At 40.2% G+C, this 20,661-nt stretch carries 21 protein-coding genes; 9 read left to right on the top strand and 12 right to left on the bottom strand.

The annotated features are described in order from the left end of the window. Positions 1-187: 187 nt before the first annotated feature. The 4 genes from ACXIUD_RS10370 to ACXIUD_RS10355 all read right to left on the bottom strand — a co-directional run bounded on the left by ACXIUD_RS10370 (position 188) and on the right by ACXIUD_RS10355 (position 3,139). Positions 188-796 carry a Uma2 family endonuclease gene (locus ACXIUD_RS10370; RefSeq protein WP_458052565.1) on the bottom strand — a complete coding sequence of 203 codons (609 nt, stop codon included), beginning with the start codon at positions 794-796 and terminating at the stop codon, positions 188-190. A 108-nt stretch (positions 797-904) separates the two neighbouring features. Next, on the bottom strand, positions 905-1,333 hold the full coding sequence (locus ACXIUD_RS10365; RefSeq protein ID WP_458052564.1) for a hypothetical protein: 429 nt from the start codon (positions 1,331-1,333) through the stop codon (positions 905-907). 64 nt (positions 1,334-1,397) lie between these two features. Beyond that, entirely contained in the window at positions 1,398-2,009 is a 612-nt protein-coding gene (locus ACXIUD_RS10360; protein WP_189579549.1) for a sigma-70 family RNA polymerase sigma factor, read from the bottom strand. Further along, positions 2,000-3,139: a glycosyltransferase gene (locus tag ACXIUD_RS10355; protein ID WP_458052563.1), complete on the bottom strand. Its 1,140-nt coding sequence runs from the start codon at positions 3,137-3,139 to the stop codon at positions 2,000-2,002. The genes ACXIUD_RS10360 and ACXIUD_RS10355 overlap by 10 nt, the downstream gene beginning before the upstream one ends. A gap of 133 nt (positions 3,140-3,272) precedes the next feature. Here ACXIUD_RS10355 and tgt point away from each other — a divergent pair, with 133 nt between their 5' ends. The 3 genes from tgt to ACXIUD_RS10340 are packed head-to-tail and all read left to right on the top strand — an operon-like array spanning position 3,273 to position 6,396. After that, positions 3,273-4,403 carry a tRNA guanosine(34) transglycosylase Tgt gene (gene tgt, locus ACXIUD_RS10350; RefSeq protein ID WP_458052562.1) on the top strand — a complete coding sequence of 377 codons (1,131 nt, stop codon included), beginning with the start codon at positions 3,273-3,275 and terminating at the stop codon, positions 4,401-4,403. Continuing rightward, a complete protein-coding gene (locus ACXIUD_RS10345) occupies positions 4,403-5,476 on the top strand; it encodes an LptF/LptG family permease (RefSeq protein ID WP_458052561.1) in 1,074 nt (357 codons plus the stop codon). The genes tgt and ACXIUD_RS10345 overlap by 1 nt, the downstream gene beginning before the upstream one ends. After that, a complete protein-coding gene (locus tag ACXIUD_RS10340; protein ID WP_458052560.1) occupies positions 5,476-6,396 on the top strand; it encodes a DMT family transporter in 921 nt (306 codons plus the stop codon). Before ACXIUD_RS10345 ends, ACXIUD_RS10340 begins: the two co-directional genes overlap by 1 nt. A gap of 111 nt (positions 6,397-6,507) precedes the next feature. Here the strand turns inward: ACXIUD_RS10340 and ACXIUD_RS10335 are convergent, their stop codons facing one another. From ACXIUD_RS10335 to ACXIUD_RS10320, 4 genes are all read right to left on the bottom strand, one after another. Further along, entirely contained in the window at positions 6,508-7,656 is a 1,149-nt protein-coding gene (locus ACXIUD_RS10335) for an AAA family ATPase (RefSeq protein WP_458052559.1), read from the bottom strand. Between the two features lie 139 nt (positions 7,657-7,795). Beyond that, entirely contained in the window at positions 7,796-8,776 is a 981-nt protein-coding gene (locus tag ACXIUD_RS10330; protein WP_458052558.1) for a BF3164 family lipoprotein, read from the bottom strand. Positions 8,777-8,941: 165 nt separating this feature from the next. Then, a complete protein-coding gene (locus tag ACXIUD_RS10325) occupies positions 8,942-10,003 on the bottom strand; it encodes a BF3164 family lipoprotein (RefSeq protein ID WP_458052557.1) in 1,062 nt (353 codons plus the stop codon). A 55-nt stretch (positions 10,004-10,058) separates the two neighbouring features. Beyond that, positions 10,059-10,265 (bottom strand): hypothetical protein, encoded by a 207-nt coding sequence (locus ACXIUD_RS10320; protein WP_458052556.1) that lies wholly within the window; start codon positions 10,263-10,265, stop codon positions 10,059-10,061. A 452-nt stretch (positions 10,266-10,717) separates the two neighbouring features. On the opposite strand from ACXIUD_RS10320, the gene ACXIUD_RS10315 reads away from it, so the two are divergent. After that, on the top strand, positions 10,718-11,851 hold the full coding sequence (locus ACXIUD_RS10315; protein ID WP_458052555.1) for an ATP-binding protein: 1,134 nt from the start codon (positions 10,718-10,720) through the stop codon (positions 11,849-11,851). A 24-nt stretch (positions 11,852-11,875) separates the two neighbouring features. On the opposite strand, the gene ACXIUD_RS10310 is transcribed toward ACXIUD_RS10315, so the two are convergent. Genes ACXIUD_RS10310 through ispE form a run of 4 tightly spaced genes read right to left on the bottom strand, consistent with a single transcriptional unit; the run spans position 11,876 to position 13,547 of the window. Next, a complete protein-coding gene (locus ACXIUD_RS10310) occupies positions 11,876-12,115 on the bottom strand; it encodes a hypothetical protein (protein WP_458052554.1) in 240 nt (79 codons plus the stop codon). 8 nt (positions 12,116-12,123) lie between these two features. Beyond that, complete coding sequence (locus ACXIUD_RS10305) at positions 12,124-12,459, bottom strand: type II toxin-antitoxin system PemK/MazF family toxin (protein WP_458052553.1); 336 nt, start codon at positions 12,457-12,459, stop codon at positions 12,124-12,126. Next, positions 12,446-12,688 (bottom strand): ribbon-helix-helix domain-containing protein, encoded by a 243-nt coding sequence (locus ACXIUD_RS10300; RefSeq protein ID WP_458052552.1) that lies wholly within the window; start codon positions 12,686-12,688, stop codon positions 12,446-12,448. Before ACXIUD_RS10300 ends, ACXIUD_RS10305 begins: the two co-directional genes overlap by 14 nt. A 52-nt stretch (positions 12,689-12,740) precedes the next feature. Next, the gene (gene ispE / locus ACXIUD_RS10295; protein ID WP_458052551.1) at positions 12,741-13,547 is read right to left on the bottom strand and encodes a 4-(cytidine 5'-diphospho)-2-C-methyl-D-erythritol kinase; all 807 of its coding nucleotides are present in this window, start codon (positions 13,545-13,547) and stop codon (positions 12,741-12,743) included. Positions 13,548-14,136: 589 nt separating this feature from the next. Between ispE and ilvD the strand changes: the two genes are divergently transcribed. The 5 genes from ilvD to ACXIUD_RS10270 are packed head-to-tail and all read left to right on the top strand — an operon-like array spanning position 14,137 to position 20,657. Next, positions 14,137-15,813, top strand: coding sequence for a dihydroxy-acid dehydratase (gene ilvD, locus ACXIUD_RS10290; protein ID WP_458052550.1), 1,677 nt, complete (start codon positions 14,137-14,139; stop codon positions 15,811-15,813). Between the two features lie 55 nt (positions 15,814-15,868). Then, complete coding sequence (gene ilvB, locus ACXIUD_RS10285; RefSeq protein WP_458052549.1) at positions 15,869-17,551, top strand: biosynthetic-type acetolactate synthase large subunit; 1,683 nt, start codon at positions 15,869-15,871, stop codon at positions 17,549-17,551. Between the two features lie 19 nt (positions 17,552-17,570). Beyond that, complete coding sequence (ilvN, locus tag ACXIUD_RS10280; RefSeq protein WP_458052548.1) at positions 17,571-18,089, top strand: acetolactate synthase small subunit; 519 nt, start codon at positions 17,571-17,573, stop codon at positions 18,087-18,089. A 10-nt stretch (positions 18,090-18,099) separates the two neighbouring features. Beyond that, positions 18,100-19,143, top strand: a complete 1,044-nt coding sequence (gene ilvC, locus ACXIUD_RS10275; protein WP_458052547.1) for a ketol-acid reductoisomerase — start codon at positions 18,100-18,102, stop codon at positions 19,141-19,143. A gap of 5 nt (positions 19,144-19,148) precedes the next feature. After that, positions 19,149-20,657 carry a 2-isopropylmalate synthase gene (locus ACXIUD_RS10270; protein ID WP_458052546.1) on the top strand — a complete coding sequence of 503 codons (1,509 nt, stop codon included), beginning with the start codon at positions 19,149-19,151 and terminating at the stop codon, positions 20,655-20,657. Positions 20,658-20,661: the final 4 nt, after the last annotated feature.

The following is a 20,661-nucleotide window of genomic DNA, read 5'->3' as shown; positions in this document are numbered from 1 at the left end:
TTGATGAAGTTTACAATATTCATGGTCAAAACCGTTTATTTTGACCTAATTTAGATACATTGAATGATCACAAATAGCAATTGTCACTAACTGTCATTATATATTTATTTGGCTACTGGTGTAATTACGGATATACATATTAATTAATTGTCGGAAAGGTCTATTTAATAAATAAAACAATTATATTTTAGCTATATTCCTCAAACACTTTATCCAAATCCAACGTAAAGCCTTCAACGGCTTTTGATCTGACTGTATCTCCAAAGGTCAGTAATTTGGAACTTTGATAACGTCCATTGACTAAGGTGTAAACGAATAGCGTACATTCATTAGGGTGGATAAGCCAATATTCCTTTACACCCGCCGCCTCGTATACTTCGTATTTGTAGGTGATTTCTTTTTTGTTATTACCTGGAGAGAGAATCTCAATGATCAAATCCGGTGGACCAATACACCCTAACTCGTCGATTTTTTCAGGATCACATACTACACAGATATCAGGCTGCACAACTGTGTCTATATCTTCATTTTTCCTGGATTTAACAGGTAGGCGCACGTCGAAGGGTGCAGCAAAAACTTCACATTTTTTTCCTTGTAAGAAACTATAAAGAGTTCCCGATAGCTTCATAGAAATTCGTTGATGGTTGACCCTAGGAGCAGCGACTTGTTTGAATATTCTTCCCTTAATCAGTTCAATCATGCCTTCAAACTCCCATGTCAAGTAATCTGCATAGGTATAATGACCGTAATCTGAAACCGGTTCTGCTACTTTTTTATCGGTGAGGTCTTTTTCCATAGTTATAAAAATAATAAAAACGCAGCACTAAGTACATAGGTTTTCATAAAATTAAGTAAAAAGTAGAGAAGCTTTTATGGAATTAATGATCTGAAATTCAATCAGCTATTATTGGTATTTATCTGGGCCCACTTGAATGTCAAAAAGGAAAGCTCCATTTCTATCATGGTAACGATAAGCCATAGTCACTTCTCTGTCACGGAATACTTGAAGCTGTTCGTTTTTTACCACTTGACGGGTGATTTGAGGTTCTAAAATCTCCTTAATCCCCTCTATATTGACTCCCTCCGCTACCATGTTGACTAAGGTGTAATTGTATTGGAAAATATTACCTGGGAGCGATTCTGCCCCATCCAATCGTGTTTCCTGATCGACCATCATGGGACATGATTTATTCACCTCTGTTGCTGCTTGCTGAAGGTAATCCTCAGCACTAGGCTCTTGGAAAAAGAAATATTGGATTAAAAAAAAGGTGGCCGCAAATGCAACAGCGTACGCAGCAATTGTTGTAATGTTTGGTTTGGGAGATTTTTCCATGAATTTATATGTCCTATATCTCCAAAAGTAGGAAAATAAATTGGCTTAATACACTTAGACGTTTTTAAATATGTCCTGCTTTTCCTGATGCTATCTCATACAAAAGCTCTCGCGACCGGTGCAGTTGTGCCTTGACAGTTCCAAGCGGCTTTTCCAATTCCACAGCGATTTCTTCGTAAGAAAGTTCATCGAAATAGCGTAGTTGAACTAGCTTTCTGTACTTGGCAGGCAACTTATCTACAAAAATCCGCACCATTTCCTTGCGCTGGGACTTGATGTACTCGTCTTGTGGATTGTTGTCATCATCTTCCACATCGATAGTCACGGCATTGCCACCATCATCACTCAGCGTGGTGTTTAGGCTCATGGTTTTGAGCTTTTTCTTTCGGATGAAGTCGATGGTGTTATTGGTAGCAATTCGAAATAGCCAAGTGGAAAAGGTATAGTCTTTCTTAAACTTGTGGAGGTTTCTAAAGGCCTTGGCAAATGCTTCCATGGTCAGGTCCTCTGCATCATCTGCATCCCGGATCATTTTTAGGATCATGAAATACACTGCTTTTTTATAGCGCTTCATCAAAGTTGCAAAAGCTTGTTGATCCTTGTCATTGACAGCCCGATCAATAAGCTCAAAGTCTTGAAGTGCCTTGCTAGAAAAACCTCTTTCGTTTATTTCCATCTAACTTTTCTTGATTGATAACCAATTGTTCCTAAAATCCAGAAATACCCGATATATAGCAGGTCAAAAAAGCCCGTCCAAAACAGTTTGTTTATTCCGGTCAATTTCTTTCTGGCCGATGTGAATACTGAAGTCAGCAGAATCGATCGGACAGTAATTATACCCAAAATAACAGCAAAATGTTCCCAATTTTGTTCAATACCTGAATAAATCATCAAAGCAGTTCCCAAAAGCCAAAAAATCAGGTGTGTAAAGGCATAGATTCCTATTTTTTGTTTGTCTTTGGCCTTGTAATATTTTCCGACGTGTAGATGCCTTTTCTTTTGGATGAAATACTCCTTCCAAGTTTTCTTCGGTTCAGAAATTGTAATACTTTTTGGATCAATTACAATTGCGGTGTTTTTACTGTTGGCATATCGATTGACTAATAAGTCATCATCACCTCCTTCGATATGCCAAAAACCCTTGAAAGCTTTTTGTTCCATAAAGAAACTTCTGCGATAACATATATTTCTTCCTACGCCCATGAACGGTGCTTTCCACAAAGTAAATGAAGCATAAAGCAAAGCTGTCCAAAAAGTTTCAAATTGAATCCAATGATTTAATAGTCCTTTGTTGCTCTTGTAGGGGGAAAAGCCTAAAGCAAAAATTTTCCCTTCATTGCGTACGGGGGCAGTCATCAGACGGATCCAATCTTCTGATTGAGGGATACAATCAGCGTCCGTTAACAGCAATACATCGTTTTTAACTACTTTTATCCCCAATGTAAGCGCATATTTTTTAGCCGTCACATGATCAGGGGTATATTTGATGGTTACGGTTCGCAACTTTGGGAATTCCGACATTAGCTGCTCCAAAAGTGCTTTTGTACCATCATGCGAACGGTCATTAATGACCATGACATCAAAATTAGGATAATTTTGATTGCAAATAAGGGGTATAAGTTTGGCTAGGTTTTCTTTTTCATTACGTGCGGCAATGACGACAGTTACCCCCTCGTATGTTTCAGATGTTGACTGTTTGGATTTGCTTCTATAGAAAAAAGAAGCCCGGCCAAATATCACCAGAATATAAAAGAATTGTGTAGCAGCAACAACCAAAAAAAGAACCAGTAAAATCTCTGTAAGCATTTCCATTGTATATGAGGGGCAAATATAAAATACATTTGAGCATTCAATTAAGAATAAGCTTATATTTTTGTGGGATTAAATTTTATCCCCTAGCTATACAGGTTTTCGCTAGCGGAGGTAATGGACTCAATACATGAAATTTAAGTTAGAACATCAAGATACTAAAAGTAAAGCCCGTGCCGGCGTTGTGACAACGGACCACGGTGATATTCAAACACCTATTTTTATGCCCGTAGGTACAGCAGGCTCTGTGAAGGCTGTACATCAGCGTGAACTGACCTACGATGTCAAAGCCCAAATTATCCTTGGGAATACCTATCACCTTTACCTACGTCCGGGCTTAGATGTCCTGGAGAAAGCCGGAGGCTTACATAAGTTCAATGGTTGGAATAAACCTATTTTGACAGATTCCGGAGGATATCAGGTCTTTTCCTTGGCCAATAATCGAAAATTGACCGAAGAAGGGGCCGTCTTCAAGTCTCATATTGATGGTTCCAAACATTTATTTAGCCCTGAGCGGGTAATGGACATTCAGCGGATCATCGGTGCCGATATTATCATGGCCTTTGATGAATGCCCCCCATACCCTTGCGATTATGGGTATGCGCGGAAGTCAATGGACCTGACTCATCGTTGGTTAAAGCGATGCATCGAGCGATTTGACAGCACCGAAGGAAAGTATGGTTATAGCCAAACTCTTTTTCCGATTGTGCAGGGGAGTGTATACCCCGAATTGCGGAAGCAATCAGCTGAATTTATTGCTTCTTGTGAAAGAGAAGGAAATGCTATTGGTGGACTTTCTGTGGGTGAACCCGTAGAAGAAATGTATGCCATGACTGATATGGTGACGGATATTTTGCCCGCAGACAAACCACGTTATCTGATGGGTGTGGGAACACCTGCCAATATTTTGGAGGGGATTGCGTTGGGGGTAGATATGTTTGACTGTGTCATGCCTACCAGAAATGCCCGCAATGGCATGCTGTTCACTTCCGAGGGAATCATCAATATCCGGAATGAAAAGTGGAAAGATGACTTTAGCCCGATCGATCCACATATCAATTCCTACGTAAGTTCGTTTTACTCTAAAGCATATCTAAGACATTTAGTGATTGCCAAAGAAATATTGGCCGCACAAATTGCCAGTATCCATAACCTTAGCTTTTATCTGTGGTTAGTAGGTCAGGCACGTGAACATATCATTGCCGGAGATTTTGCAACTTGGAAAAATCAAATGGTAGAAAAAGTAAGTAGACGATTGTAATGAAGTTATTGGATAAACTCATCATCAAGGATTTTCTCAAGACCTATTTCTTTGTGGTCTTGATGTTGATATTGGTTGTCTTGGTACTGGATTTTACCGAGAAGAATGATAAGTTTATCCGTAATCAGGTGCCCGCTTCCGAGATTTTGATTTACCTAGGAAATTATGGGCTGTATTTGAATAACCTGCTAACCCCTATCACGGTATTCATTGCAGTGATTTTCATTACCTCCAAAATGGCAGGCCGTACTGAGATTATTGCCATTCTGAGCAGTGGGACAAGCTTCATTCGCATGTTGGTTCCCTATTTCATCGCCGCTTCTTTGATCGGTGTTGCCAGTTTCTTCCTCAATGGTTGGGTCTTACCAGGTGCTACGGCTGGGGTGACGGAATTTAAGTCTCAATGGCTGGACGAGGATAAGTTTTTTACCCAAAGTAATATTCATATTAAAGTTGCTCCTGATGCGTATGCATATATTTCAAGATATTATACGTCTGGGAATACGGGGTATAATTTTACATTAGAACAGATCCGTGACGGAGAGTTGATAGCCAAACTTTCAGGTGATCGAATCGTATGGGATACCGCCATTAATTCATGGTCTGTAAAAAATTGGAAGTTACGGGTACTAAGGGAAGATGGGGAGGATTACACCAAAGGAGAGTCGTTGGATACGCTTCTTTCCATTACTCCTAACGACTTTGATTTGCCTACCAATCACCATGAGACATTGAAACTGCCGGACCTTACCCGACAAATACAGATCTTGGAAGATAGGGGAGCAGATAATGTGAATTTTTATATTATTGAGCGCTATGTTCGCTTTATGTCTCCTTTTGCAGCGATCATCTTAACCTTCATAGGAGTGATTGTCTCTTCGCGCAAGACTAGAGGTGGATCGGGCTTTCAAATAGCCTTAGGGTTTCTACTTGCCTTTATCTACATTATTATGTTCTTACTTGCCCGGACATTTGCAGAAGCAGGTACATCCCAGCCCTTATTAGCCATTTGGATTCCTAATATTGTTTTTGCACTCACTGGTTTGGCCTTGTATAAAACCGTTCCTCGCTAATGTCGACTCACAGTCCTGTCAAAGATTACACTATGCTCCATTTCATTGTGATGATTTGGGGTTTTACGGCCATTTTGGGTTTGTTGATCAGCTTACCATCGTTGGAAGTGGTTTTTTATCGAACCTTAATTGCTTCCTTATTGATTGGGTTGGGATTTGCCTGGAAGAAATCCTCTTTAAGGGTCAGCCGAGAGGAGCTGTTTAAAATAATGGGGACAGGCGTGATAGTCGCCTTGCATTGGATTTTGTTTTTTGGCGCAGCGAGGGTTTCCACGGCTTCGGTATGCTTGGCAGGAATGGCCACAACCTCCCTATGGACGGCTTTCGTAGAGCCCCTAGCCAATAAGAAGGCAGTGAAGCCTTTCGAAATTTTCTTGGGTTTGATGGTACTTTCAGGCTTGTATGTGATATTTAGATTTGAATTGGATTATTGGCTGGGCTTATTAATGGCAGTAGCATCCGCTTTTCTGAGTGCAGTATTTACGGTAATCAATGGCAGATTGACACAGCGGCATGAGCCTTTTGTGTTGACTTTTTATGAAATGTTGGGAGCCTGCCTTTTTGCAGGTTTGTTACTTCCATTAGTTGGTTTCGTATTCCCTGGGGAGTCCGTGCAGTTGATCCCGCAAGGGTTGGATTGGTTATGGTTACTGATCCTGAGTGGAGTATGTACAGTGTATGCATTTTCAGTATCTGTGGAACTGATGCGCAGGATTTCAGCCTTTGCAGTAAACCTGACTATTAATCTGGAGCCGGTCTATGGAATTATTTTGGCAGTTGTCATCTTTGGTGAAAAGGAACAGATGACAGGAGGGTTTTACTTGGGGACGCTAATTATTTTGATTTCGGTGTTGATTTACCCGGTGTATAATTTCTATTCAAAGAGGAAAGCGAGGGTGAATTCCACGTTGCAACCCTAAGATCAGAGCGTTCATGATCGTAGGTTATGATACTTTTTGTCACTGATTCGATTGGTAAAAGTATTGACTCTACCCTAATCAAAAATCCTTTTTTGATTCTTGGAATTTAAGTTAAGTTTTAGGTGATCTATGGTCCATTTGCTGAATCCACCGTTCAAAAAATACATCATAAACCTCATATTTAGTATCTCCATTCATATCATGCGTTTTGAATATCATATCTTTTTCCAATAATGCATCTATAGATTTGAAAACTGTAGCAGCACTTCCTAATGTATGTTTATGTATAAAATTTTTTGATGTAGGCTCGGAAACTTGTCCATCTCGAGCAATTGCTACAAGAAGTTTCCATTGTTGTTTGCTTAATAACGTTCGGTAGTGGATAAAGAAAACTTGCTGTTCTTGAATGATTTCTTGAGCACATTTTTGCCAATCTTGACGTGCGAAGCTCTCTGTAGAAACCTGAAAAAGTTTGTTACATAAATGCTGGACATAATACGTGTAACATTTTGTCCAATCCAGTATCTCATCTACTAAGTCTTCGGAAATCAGTTTTTTGGCACTATTGAAATGATTGAGGATAAATGCCCTATAAACCTTCTTGTTTATCTTTTCAATTTTAATGGGAGAGGCGCTTTTGAAAAATGGTTTTGATGGATTGCTGAATAAATCACTTAAGATGCTCTGCTGGCTTCCTGAAAAAATAAAGCGAACATTAGTAAGCTGTTGTATGATAGATCTTAACCAAGCGTCGGTATTTTTTTCAGGGTACTGATTGATTTGTTGGAATTCATCTATAGCAACTATCACCATTTGGTCAATTGTCGTCAGAAAAGAAAAAATATCTTTAATTGGTTGTTGAGAATATTGACTTGAAAAGCTTACTTGAGGAATGCCACTATATTGGTCAAAGCTAATTGTCGGTTGTAAACCTTTTATAAAATCCCAAATTTTTCTTCCAATAGTGCTTTTTTCATTATAGCTATTCAATAGAGCAGAGCCCAACGTATTAAGTAGTTCTTTTTCATTCTCTGTTGCCAATATATCTAAGTAGATGAAAACCCATTTTTTGGGTAGTTTTTCTTTCACGTGATGAATTAAAGCAGTCTTTCCAAGTCTACGGTTTCCCATAAGGATGCATGATTGACCATTTAGAAGTAATTCACAAATTTTTTTTGTTTCATCCTCACGGTCACAAAAATACGTTGGCCCATAATAGCCCGTAGTAGGAAATGGATTTATGATTTCAAGATTTTTCATCGATTATGACCCAATATTAGTATTTTACCAAAGGTAATTTACTTTTAGTAAATTACAAAAGGTAAATTCAAAATCGTGTGTATGACCGTTTTAGAAGTAAATTATAACAATTTTATTGTTTCTATGCTTTACTCTTTTTTTATCTCCCCAACTCATACACTACCATTCCAGGATCTTCATCAGCAGTAATCCCAAAAACTTTCCTGTTTTGCTCATCTATGGTAAATGCATATAGGGGATAATCCAGTCGATAGTTATTCAATAAGGTACCATTATAGTCAAACTCGAAGATTCTGTTGAGGTTAGTAGTTTCACTGATTTGTCGGAAGCTTTTACCGGAATAGAGTACGAAAAATGAGTCTTCTCCTGCATACACATCTAAGTATTTGTTGGTCAGTGTACGAATGTCAAAGGCTGCTATATCATAGCCCATGCTTTCTGAAATAGAGAACTTTGGACTTTCGTTTACAGGACCTCTTAATGTCAGGACAGCTTCATTTTCCCAATCTATAATGTCAATAAAATCAGTATGGATACCAACCTTCACAAACTTTGTTTTGGAAGGATTACCCTTCATTTCCCCCGAAAATATCGATGCTGCCACATTCGGAGCAATATGCTCTTCTTTGATACCATCTGGGAGTTCTATAAGCGGGAGCATCTCTCTCCAATCCCCCAGACTTTTCAAGGTGTCTTTTTCAATGCTTACCTCATAATATTTTTTCCAGCCGTCTACCATTTCCACGAGAAAGGAGTTTTTGCTAAGCCAAGCTGCTTTGGTGGCATAAAAGGGCACGTCTAGTGCTTTGAATTCCTCTACTGCGAGTACGGAACTGTCTTGCAGTGAAAATTTTGAAAACCGAAACTGTTGCGTGTCATATATCCAAAAATAACCCTTCTCCAACCCACCCATGAGAGGATATCCAATCCCAAGTTCTCCCGGTCCGTAACCTATTTTTCCTTTATGGGAAATAAATTTCAAGGTATTGGAATCAACGATGGTAATGGCTGATTCGGTTTTTGAACTTACTGACTCTGCTACAATCAAAAAACCTTCTGCAAATAAAATTTTCCGTGGATTGAGGATTTCCTCTAAGACAACCTTTTCACCTGTAAGCAATTGTTCGTCGGGAAGGTCTTTTTATGAAAATAGATTTGATTGCTTACTAGGTGTGTTTTCATATGAAAAGACTAGTAGTATGCAAAATAAGAGGTAGATACTGTCTTTTTTCATATAAATTTTTTATCAAGGAAAACCAAGCTTAGGAATTCTGGAAGGCATAGATTAATCAGGTAATTTATAAATCACTACATTTGGCTCAGCATCTCTCGTAAGCCCATAAAGTTTGTTTTCCGATTCATCTATCGTAAAAGATACAATTTTATAGTCCAACTCAAAATTCGATAAAATTTCTCCTGAAAGATTGAAAGTAAATACTCTTGAAGTGGTTGCTTCCTTGTTTGCTACACTGCTAAGACCTGAATATAATGCATAGATTGTTTTTTCGCCTGCAAAAACAGAGTTATATTGGATGAAAGAATCTTTTAAAGCAGGGTATGCGTAACCTGACATATTTATAAGTTCAAATTCTGGGAAATGATTTGATGGCCCTTTTATAAACAGTCGTTCTTCTGTTTCTAAATTGATTATTTCCAAAAAGTCAATTAAAGAACCACATGCCACTATATAATCTTTTTTGCTCGAAGCAACCAATTTTCCTTGGTATAGAGTGAAAAGCACAAAGTTTGTAAAATCTTTGGAATCCCTGTGTTCATCCCACTCCCCAAATGATCTTAAAGTTTTGCCATCAAAAGTAAATTCTGTGAATTTTGAAGCACTATGCATCTCTCTTGTAATGAATGAATTTATGGTAAGTGGAGTGAAGCTAGAGACGGCCGCAAGTGTTTCATTTTGTCTAATTTGTAAATCTGCAAGTCCTGAAATGTTGTTATCTATATCGAATTTATTAAAGGTTTGATTTTTGCTATCATAAGACCAAAAATCATTAGCTTCTAAACCCTGATGAATAAAATCTGCTGTAAGTATTTCATTGGGGCCCATGCCGCTTCTTCCCATACTTTTGACAAAATCTTTGTCTTTTTTAGAATAAATATAAAAGATATCATTGTTAGCATTTTCTGCAACAACGATATAATCTTTTGTTACTTGAATGTGTCGTGGAAAAAGAAATTCTTGGAAATCCATTTTCTCGCCCTTCAATAGTAAGGCTTTTGGTAGATCAGCTTCTGAAAACGTTTTAATATTTTCTGTAATATCTTTTATGTGCTCTTGATTTGAGCAACTTAAACAAATAAATATTAAGAAAACTGGAAATAGTTTTTTCATGATTTTTTCTTAGTAAAGGTGACTGCCACTTATTTTGACAAGTGGCAGTATTTTTTTAAGAACAGGTAATTGCTCCAAGTTTAAAATACGAATCAGCGAATTTGATAAAATAAACTGGATGGAAGCAAGAGACATCTTCATCTTGGCAGCAAACCCCTCCAGATCCTGTCTCTGGATCAGGGACTGATTCCTGCCCACTAGCAGTACTTAGGCCAAGTCCAAATGAAATGGCCAAAATAGAGGAAAATAATAATTTACGCATAATTGATAATGGTTTAGATGAATGAATAAGTCCTTAGTCGGACTAGCTTTCACCTAAAAGCTATTCCAATATTATTATTATTATTATTATGTGCAAATATTTTTAAATATTTCTTTTGATGAAATACATGTTTTTTATTTTGTTTGATAGTTAAATAATCATATAAAATGAATTTAGGGACATTTCAATTGATTTTTGTTTACAGATGATGATGCGGTACTAATTTCATCCTGGATAAACGATGGTTTAGCAGTGGAATCTATCGTTGTTTCTTTTTAAAGTAGTAGTTTATTCATCAATTTTTCGTCGGCTAATCCTCTAAAGTTATGACTTTACGGGAATGTAATCCTTTAAAGTTATTACTTTACGGGAATTAATTCCTCTAAAGTTATAACTTTACGGGAATATCGGCTATATTAGCAGAATATTAACAATCCAAAACAGCAGGTTAGATGAACTTTGAGCGATCTGTCCAAGAGTCTATAGAGAAGAAGTTTTTCTTAGGAAAAGCGATTATATTGTTGGGGCCTAGACAAGTAGGGAAGACCACCTTAATTGAGACAATACTGAAAGGAAGGGAAGAAAAGTTTTTGTACTTAGACGGTGATGATTCTACCGTAAGGGAAATTCTCGAACAGGCCAATACCGAAACACTGCGAGCCATCATTGCGGACAATAAAATAGTTTATATTGATGAGGCTCAACGCATCAGCGCAATTGGGTTGCAGTCAAAAATCATAGTAGATCAGTTCAAGCAAGTCCAATTAGTCCTGAGTGGGTCTTCGGCATTTGAACTCAATGAAAAAATCCAAGAACCACTTACAGGCAGAAAATGGACTTTTCATTTGTGGCCAATTTCTTGGCAAGAATATGAAAAAGAGGTAGGATACCTAAAAGCTGAACAAAGCTTGGAAAACAGATTGGTGTATGGGTTTTATCCGGATGTCATTACGGATGCTACTCATGAAGAGGAAGTGCTTTTGGAACTAACTGAAAGCTATCTGTATAAGGATGTGTTGATTTACGGAAACTTAAAAAAACCCAAATTAGTGCGAAATATCCTAGAGGCATTGGCTTACCAACTGGGGAATGAAGTAAAATACAAGGAGCTAGGGGAAACCGTTGGTGCTGATCCAAAAACCGTCTCCTCTTATATGGATGTATTAGAGAAAGCTTTTGTGATCTTTAGCCTCTCTTCCTACAGTAAGAATCTCCGCACGGAGATTAAGACAGCCAAGAAAGTTTACTTCTATGATAACGGCATACGAAATGCAGTGATCAGGGATTTCACCCCCTTGGCTGTAAGACAGGATGTGGGTGCTTTGTGGGAAAATTTTTTGATCAGTGAGCGCTTAAAAGCTAATGCTTACAGCAAAAGCTTGGCGAGAACCTATTTTTGGAGAACTAAGCAACAACAAGAAATTGATTATGTGGAAGAACTTGCAGGACAACTCCATGCCTATGAGTTTAAATGGAATCCGAAACGTAAAGTGAATTTCCCAAAGACGTTTACAGAGGCTTATCAAAGTCAAAATAGTGTGGTGAATAGGGGGAATTTTAGAGAGTTTGTTATTGATAAGAAGTAAATGGCGATCTAATTATTCCTTACCTCAAAATTTGTTCTGAATCTTTTCCTTTAAAATCCTTCTGTATTCCACGGAAAGGCCTGAGTCTGGGCCTTCAACCCCAAATAAATCCTTTCCAAGCTCAAAAGAGGATTGATTAGAGTCATAGTTTTCCAAATACTTTTGTAAAGCATCTAGAATGATTTGTGATTTGGAAATGCCTTTTATCACATTTATGTGATTCAGTTTGGACTCCATTTCCTTATCTAACCGCAGATGAAGCATGTTTTAGTTCAGTTTAGCGTAGTAATATCCTGCAAAGTCTCCAATGCCTGCTTAACTTCCCCCTCGGAAATCTCTCCAATCTTTTCTACCAACCGTTCCTTGGCAATTGATCGGATGTGGAATATCATCATTTCGGAAGGTGCTTTTAGCTTGTTGACGCTGTTAGGTTGTAGGATTGGGTTTCCTTGGTACTGTTTGATTTTTGTAGTCAATGGCACGGTAATGACTACATTCAGGTATTTATTCAGCAGATTGCCACTGATGATGACTACAGGTCTAAATCCAGCTTGTGCCGAACTTCTAACAGGATTCAAATCTGCATACCAAATCTCACCTTGCCTCATCTTCCAGTTGCTTTAAATATTCTCCCATACCTTCTTCGGCTAAGGATAACATATCTTGATCCTGCCCAGCAGTTTTATAGGATTTAACATAAGCAGCCCTTTTAAGATGATCCAGATAGAGACTAAGTGCCTTTTCAATCAGCTTGTTTTTGGGCAAACCCATCGTATGAGCATAGTCTGCTAATTTTTGCACGAGCTCATCGGGGAGTGAAGTGGTGATAGTGGTCATATGTATATATTTTTTGTAAATATAAAACATACATATAAATCATACATATAAATCATACAAGACATTGAAAAACAAGATATTCTGAAGGCCATTTGGTGGGTTCTGGCTTCTTTGAAAATAGTCCAAACACCGTCGAACCCGAACCCGACATCGCTGCATAATAAGCACCCATTTCGTAGAGCTGTGCTTTGATTTGAGGGAGAACGGGATGGTTAGGGAAGATACTTTTTTCAAAATCATTCACCAGCTGTTCTCTCCATGTTTGCTTATCTTTCAAAATCTCTTGAAGATTAGCTGCAGGTGCTTGCGGTTTGACGCCCGCATAGGCTTCTTTGGTCCCTATGTGAATGCGCGGCTTTACCAAAATCAGGTAATCTCCTTGTATACTGACATCAGTCGGGGCTAGGATTTCTCCTCTTCCAGTAGCGATTTTGGGCTTGTTTTCAATGAATAGTGCACAATCACTTCCCAACTGTGCAGCATATTCTTCTAAAAACACATCTTCCAAGTATAGTTCAAACAATTGGTTCATCAGTCTCAAGGCAAAAGCCGCATCAGCTGAACCACCACCCAAGCCTGCTCCCATTGGGATATTTTTATGTAGGTGGATATGGACTTCCGGAAGATCAGGAAAGTCTTTTTTCAGGAGTTTATACGCTTTAATTATCAGATTATCCTTGCTATCACCTGGGATTGGAAGTCCCGTACAGTCAAAAATAGTCTTTTTGGATGGAATCATTTCCAAGGCATCCAACCAAGGGATGGGTACCATGCAGGTCTCCAGTTCGTGATAGCCATCTTTTCTTTTTGCCATGATATGAAGGCCAAGGTTGATTTTGGCATTTGGGAAGCAAATCATACAAGTCTATATTTTCTACCTGTAAAGATGCTATTTTATTCGTTTTTCTTCATCTTTTCCTTAAGACCAACCTGCCAGGAAGCGAATTTAAGCATTAGGTATGCGATCAGTAGGCTTTAATTGAATGGTGGATTTTCGGAATATTTTTGAGTAAAATACATCCAAATGCTTAAATGATTAGAAAAAAATCAAAAAAAGTTTTTAATGATTGAAAAAAGTGGAATTAAAATTTTGTTTGGAATTGACTGGAGTTACCTGTGTGGTTTTTATATAAAATTCGTCAATTAAACCCATTTCAGAATAAAATATTGCATTAAAATATTTTAAGGTCTATAAGAGTTTTCTGTATGGCCTGCAAAAGAAATAAAATATTGTAAGTCTCGAAAATGTACCCTAATATTGTATCAACAAATCAGAAAAAGAACCATACCACATGTTCGAACTAGTCACTCCTCTTAGCTTTATTATTATTCTCATTTGTGATAAATGAAGAGGCGCTAGACTATTTGACATCAACCATAGATTCGAAAGTGCCTCACCACATGGGGCACTTTTTTTATAAACCTATTTTAACCGATTGAAGTAAATCATGAGTTTGAAGAAACACAGTTGGGAAATCAGCCAAAATGAAGAGCATCCGGCGGGGAAAGCCATGTTATATGCCACAGGCATGTCGGATAAGCAGATGAATCAACCCTTTTTGGGAATAGCGAGTTGCGGCTATGAAAGTAACCCCTGCAACATGCATCTCAACGATTTTGCCGGTCTAATCAAAAGTGCCTCCAAGGCCGATGATTTGACCGGTTTGGTTTTTAATACCATGGGGATATCAGACGGAATCTCTATGGGCACTTCAGGGATGCGCTATTCCTTGGTTTCCAGGGAAATCATCGCAGACTCCATCGAGTCCTTCATCTTGGGACATTCCTTTGATGCCTGCATTGCCGTGGCTGGTTGCGATAAAAACATGCCGGGAGCTGTCATGGGCATGTTGCGGATCAACAGGCCTTCCATAATGGTCTACGGTGGAACTATCCGCTCAGGCAATTACAAAGGCGAAAAATTGAATATAGTATCGGCTTTCGAGGCCTATGGCAAGCGAATCAAAGGTGAGTTGTCAGATGTAGATTATCAAGGAGTCATCCAAAATGCCTGTCCTGGTGCAGGTGCCTGCGGGGGAATGTATACGGCCAATACCATGTCTTCGTCAATAGAAGCGATGGGGATGTCTTTACCTTATTCTTCTTCCACTCCTGCCACAGCGCCAGAGAAATTGGAAGAGTGTCAACAGGTGAGTTCTTACATCAGGATTTTGCTAGAAAAAGACATCAAGCCCAAAGATATTGTCACTTATAAAAGTTTGGAAAATGCCGTACGCGTTGCGGTTGCTTTAGGAGGCAGTACCAATGCAGTGCTTCATATTTTGGCCATTGCGAAAACGGCTGGTATTACATTTACGCTAGATGATTTTAAGCGCGTCAATTCTGAAACACCTTTGTTGGGGGATTTCAAGCCTTCGGGTAAATTTTTGATGGAAGACCTATATCAGCAAGGAGGCTTGCCCGCATTTATGCGTTACCTCTTGGACAATGGCATGTTGCATGGGGATTGTATGACCGTGACAGGGAAAACAGTCGCAGAAAATCTGGCTGATATTGCTCCGGTAGTCCCCTCTGTGGTGAACGTTATCCATCCAATCGAACAGCCCTTGAAAGAAACAGGACACCTGTGCGTGTTACGAGGAAATTTGGCACCTGAAGGTTCGGTTGCTAAAATCTCGGGAAAAGAGGGAAAATCGTTTTCTGGTCCTGCTAAAGTTTTTGATTCAGAATTGGATGCCAATGAGGGCATCAAAAAAGGCCTAGTCAACAAAGGTGAAGTAATTGTCATCCGATACATAGGCCCGAAAGGAGGTCCTGGGATGCCTGAAATGTTGAAACCAACGTCCATGATTATTGGCGCAGGCTTAGGTGCAGATGTAGCATTGATTACAGATGGTCGTTTTTCAGGCGGCACTCATGGCTTTGTTGTGGGGCACGTGACTCCGGAAGCCTACAGTGGTGGTCCCATTGCCTTGGTTCAGGATGAGGACACTATTACCATCGATGCTGATTCGTTGACTCTACACTTGCATGTAAGTGATGAAACGCTTGCCAAGCGGAAAGAATCTTGGGTCAACAAGGACTTAAGCGACTTGCAAGGAACACTCAAAAAATACAATAAACTGGTAGCATCTGCTTCCGAGGGTTGTGTGACCGATCTATAAAAAGATAGTCTAGATGCCCAAAACCACTAACCATCTCATCAAACTCCAAAAAACCATGATTAGAGGAGCCGACATCGTAGTAAAATCCCTCATTGAGGAAAATGCCGAATTTATTTTTGGTTATCCGGGAGGGGCCATCATGCCAGTGTATGATGCCCTGTATGATTACAGCGACCGCATCAAACACGTGCTTACCAGGCACGAGCAAGGTGCCATCCATGCAGCTCAAGGCTATGCTCGAGTCTCTGGAAAAGTCGGGGTGGTCTTGGCAACCTCAGGTCCTGGTGCTACCAATCTGATTACCGGATTGGCAGATGCACAGATTGACAGCACACCCTTGGTCTGCATCACAGGACAGGTGGCTGCTCATTTGCTCGGTACAGATGCTTTTCAGGAAACGGATGTAGTGGGACTTTCCATGCCAGGTACCAAATGGAATATTCAAGTGAGAAGGGTAGAGGAAATTGCGCCTGCCATTGCTAAAGCTTTTTTGATTGCCCGTTCGGGAAGACCTGGGCCGGTATTGGTCGACATCACCAAAAATGCCCAAGTGGAGTTTGGGGAGTATAATTATGTGCCATGCCTGGGGGTTCGCTCTTACAGACCCTATGTAAAAATCGATCAAGCAGCTGTTAAGGAGGCCGCTGCACTCATTGACTCCGCCGAAAGGCCTTATGTGTTATTTGGACAAGGGGTGATTTTAGCCCATGCGGAAGCTGAATTGAAAGCTTTTTTGGATAAAACGGGAATCCCCGCAGCGTGCACCCTACTGGGTTCAGGAGCGCTTTCGGAGGAACACCCAACCTATGTGGGTAAGTTGGGGATGCATGGGAATTATGCTCCTAATTTACTTACCAATAAATGCGATGTTTTGATTGCTGTGGGTATGCGTTTTGACGACCGGGTGACGGGAGATCTGAAGCGCTATGCCAAGCAAGCCAAAGTGATTCATCTAGAACTAGACCCTAGTGAAATCAATAAAAATGTCACCTGTACGGTGGCCATTCAAGGAGACTGTAAAGATAGTCTCGCCGATCTCACGGCAGCAGTAAAAGCAAACAGCCACGACGAATGGATGGCTCGGTTTAGGGAATTGGAGCAGCAGGAAAAGGAAGCGGTTGTCATCAATGACTTGCATGGAACCCACGGAGGTTTGCATATGGGAGAGGTCATTCATTTGATCAATCAATATAAGGCAGACGATGCCATTCTGGTAACCGACGTGGGACAGCATCAGATGATTGCTTGGAGGTATTTTGATTACAAACAGTCAAGAACCCAAGTTACCTCTGGTGGCCTTGGAACGATGGGATTTGCACTACCGGCAGCGCTTGGGGCTCAATTACACGATTATTCTAAGCAGGTGATATGTGTAGTGGGAGACGGGGGCATTCAAATGACCATTCAGGAGCTCGGAACCATCATGCAGACCAAGGCTCCGGTAAAAGTAGTCTTACTGAATAATAATTACCTCGGGATGGTCCGTCAGTGGCAGCAGCTCTTTTTTGATAAGCGCTATTCATTTACGGAATTGGAAAATCCTGATTTTATCAAAATTGCCGAAGCGTACAAAATCAAAGCGACCAAAGTAACGGAAAGGGAAGACTTGCAAGCGGCAGTTGCTGAAATGCTCCTCCATGATGGTCCGTATTTCTTGGAAGTGGTTGTAGAAAAAGAGGACAACGTATTTCCAATGATTGCCACGGGATGTTCTGTAGAAGAAGTACGCTTAAGTTAACACCTATTCAAGCACGACTATGACTCGCTATACCATACTTATTTATACAGAGAATTTTATTGGGATCCTCAATCGGATTACCATCATTTTCACAAGAAGAGGCATCAATATCGATGCCTTGACAGCCTCCGAAAGTAGGCTAGAAGGTATCCATAAAATCACCATGGAAGTTTCCGTAACGGAGCAGCAAATGGTACACCTAGCTGGCCAAATCGAAAAGATTGTGGACGTTATCAAAGCCTATTATTTCAAAGATGATGAGGTGGTCTACCAGGAAATTGCCTTGTACAAGGTTCCTACAGAAAGTTTGGACCCAGGGCTGGAAAAGGTCATCCGTCAATTCAATGCGCATATCATTGCAGCGGAAAAAGAATTTGTGGTAGTAGAATTCACCGGCCATAAGCAAGATACGCAGGCCTTATTAGAGATTTTGAAACCATTCAATTTATTGGAATTCAGTAGGTCAGGCCGTGTAGCCATTGCCAAGCCTAAGTTTTCTGTTCAAGAGTATTTAAATAATCAAACCTATAATCATTAACACTAACACTATGAAACTGAAATTCGGATCAGTAGAAGAAAATGTTGTCACAAGGGAAGAGTTTCCTTTAGAAAAGGCTAGAGAAGTATTGAAAGACGAGGTAATTGCTGTCATCGGCTATGGCGTTCAAGGTCCAGGTCAGGCATTGAACTTGAAAGACAACGGCTTTCATGTCATTGTAGGTCAGCGAAAAAACTCCAAAACTTGGGATAAAGCAGTTGCTGATGGATGGGTGCCGGGTGAGACCTTATTTGAAATCGAGGAAGCTTGCGAAAAAGGAACAATCATTCAGTTTTTATTGTCGGATGCTGGTCAGATTACTCTTTGGCCTACGGTTAAAAAATACTTGACACCGGGTAAAGCCTTGTATTTCTCTCATGGATTTGGGATTACCTACAAGGAGAAAACAGGTATCATCCCTCCTCCGGATGTGGATGTGATTTTGGTTGCTCCAAAAGGTTCAGGAACATCCTTGAGAAGAATGTTTGTTGAAGGCAGAGGTTTGAATTCCTCTTATGCCATCTTCCAAGATGGTACTGGCAAAGCCAAAGACAGGGTTGTGGCATTGGGTATAGGCGTAGGTTCAGGATATTTATTTGAAACGGATTTCTACAGAGAAGTGACTTCTGACTTGACAGGTGAAAGAGGTACCTTGATGGGTGCTATTCAAGGAATTTTTGCGGCGCAATACGAAGTGTTAAGAGCCAATGGCCATACCCCTTCCGAAGCATTCAATGAAACGGTAGAAGAATTGACTCAAAGTTTGATGCCATTGGTAGCAGAAAACGGAATGGATTGGATGTATGCCAACTGTTCGACAACAGCGCAACGCGGTGCTTTGGATTGGTGGAAGCCTTTCAGAGATGCGACTAAGCCAGTATTTGAGGAATTGTATAACAGTGTAAAAACAGGTCAAGAAGCTCAAAAATCTATTGACTCTAACTCCAAGGCGGATTATCGTGAAAAGTTGGAGGAAGAATTGAAAGAATTGAGAGAGTCTGAAATGTGGCAGGCAGGTGCCGTCGTCAGACAATTGAGACCAGAAAATAATTAAGTATCATGAGTGAAAAGCTATGGATATTTGATACCACCCTCCGAGACGGAGAGCAGGTACCTGGTTGTCAGCTAAACACCCAGGAAAAGATAGTGGTAGCACAAGCCTTGGAAGCACTTGGAGTTGATATCATCGAAGCTGGATTTCCAATTTCCAGCCCAGGAGATTTCAATTCAGTAGTGGAGATTTCAAAGGCAGTTTCTAATCCTATCATCTGTGCACTCTCCCGTGCGGTGGAGAAGGATATTGAAGTAGCTGCTGCGGCATTGAAATATGCCAAAAGAGGGAGAATCCACACCGGAATTGGGGTTTCTCCCTATCACATCCAATACAAATTGCGATCAACTCCTGAAGATATCATCGAACGTGGAGTACGGGCAGTTAAATTTGCCAAGCGCTTTGTGGAGGATGTAGAGTTTTATGCGGAAGATGCAGGAAGGGCTGAACTGCCTTTTTTGGCCCAAATCATCGAACAAGCCATCAAGGCTGGAGCTACGGTAGTAAATATTCCGGACACCACCGGTTATTGCTTACCTGAGCAGTACGGTGCCATCATCCGCTACCTCAAAGAACATGTCTCCAACATCGACAAAGCCATCATTTCTACGCATTGTCACAATGACTTAGGAATGGCTACTGCAAATACCATTTCAGGTATTCAGCATGGTGCAAGACAGGCGGAATTAACCATTAATGGTATTGGTGAGCGAGCTGGAAATACCTCTCTGGAAGAAGTAGTGATGGCTATCAAATGCCACCAAAGCATACCTGTTCATACTGACATCCAAACCGAACGTATCTACGGCACTAGCCGACTGATTTCTAAGTTGATGAATATGCCCGTACAGCCAAATAAGGCTATTGTGGGGAGAAATGCCTTTGCTCACTCCTCTGGAATCCATCAGGATGGGGTGTTGAAGCACCGGGAAAATTATGAAATCATGGACCCCAAAGAAGTGGGTGTACATGAGTCATCCATCGTCCTTACTGCCCGATCGGGGAGAGCCGCACTGAAGCATCACCTAGATTCCTTGGGAGTTGAACTCGAAGGAGATGCCTTGAGAGAGGTGTATGAAGATTTCTTATTACTGGCTGACAAAAAACGTGATATCGGTCCTAAAGATTTGCTGGCACTTGTAGGAAAATATTTGGATGAGTCCTCTTTTGTAGAGTTAGAATCTGTACAATACCAATCGAATGGATCCATCAAAGCTGAGGTTCAATTAAAAGTAGGAGATGTGTCTCATCGTGCTGAATCTACTGGCAATGGACCGGTAGATGCAGTCTTGAAGGCGATTGAAAAAATCGTGCAGCCAACTTACGTATTGGAGGAGTTTCTCATTCAAGCCATCACAGCAGGAAGCGATGATGTAGCAAAAGTACATATGCGCCTGATGCTGGGAGAAAAGCCCTATCATGGTTTTGCTTCTAATCATGACATTGTCTTAGCATCTGCCCAAGCTTTTGTAGATGCGCTTAACAAAATACCCGTCAAAGAAAAAGTGACCCACTAATTAC

Source organism: Mongoliitalea sp. (assembly GCF_054166905.1).
Note: the sequence above shows the minus strand (reverse complement) of the source record. Positions and strands in the feature narration are given on the sequence as shown.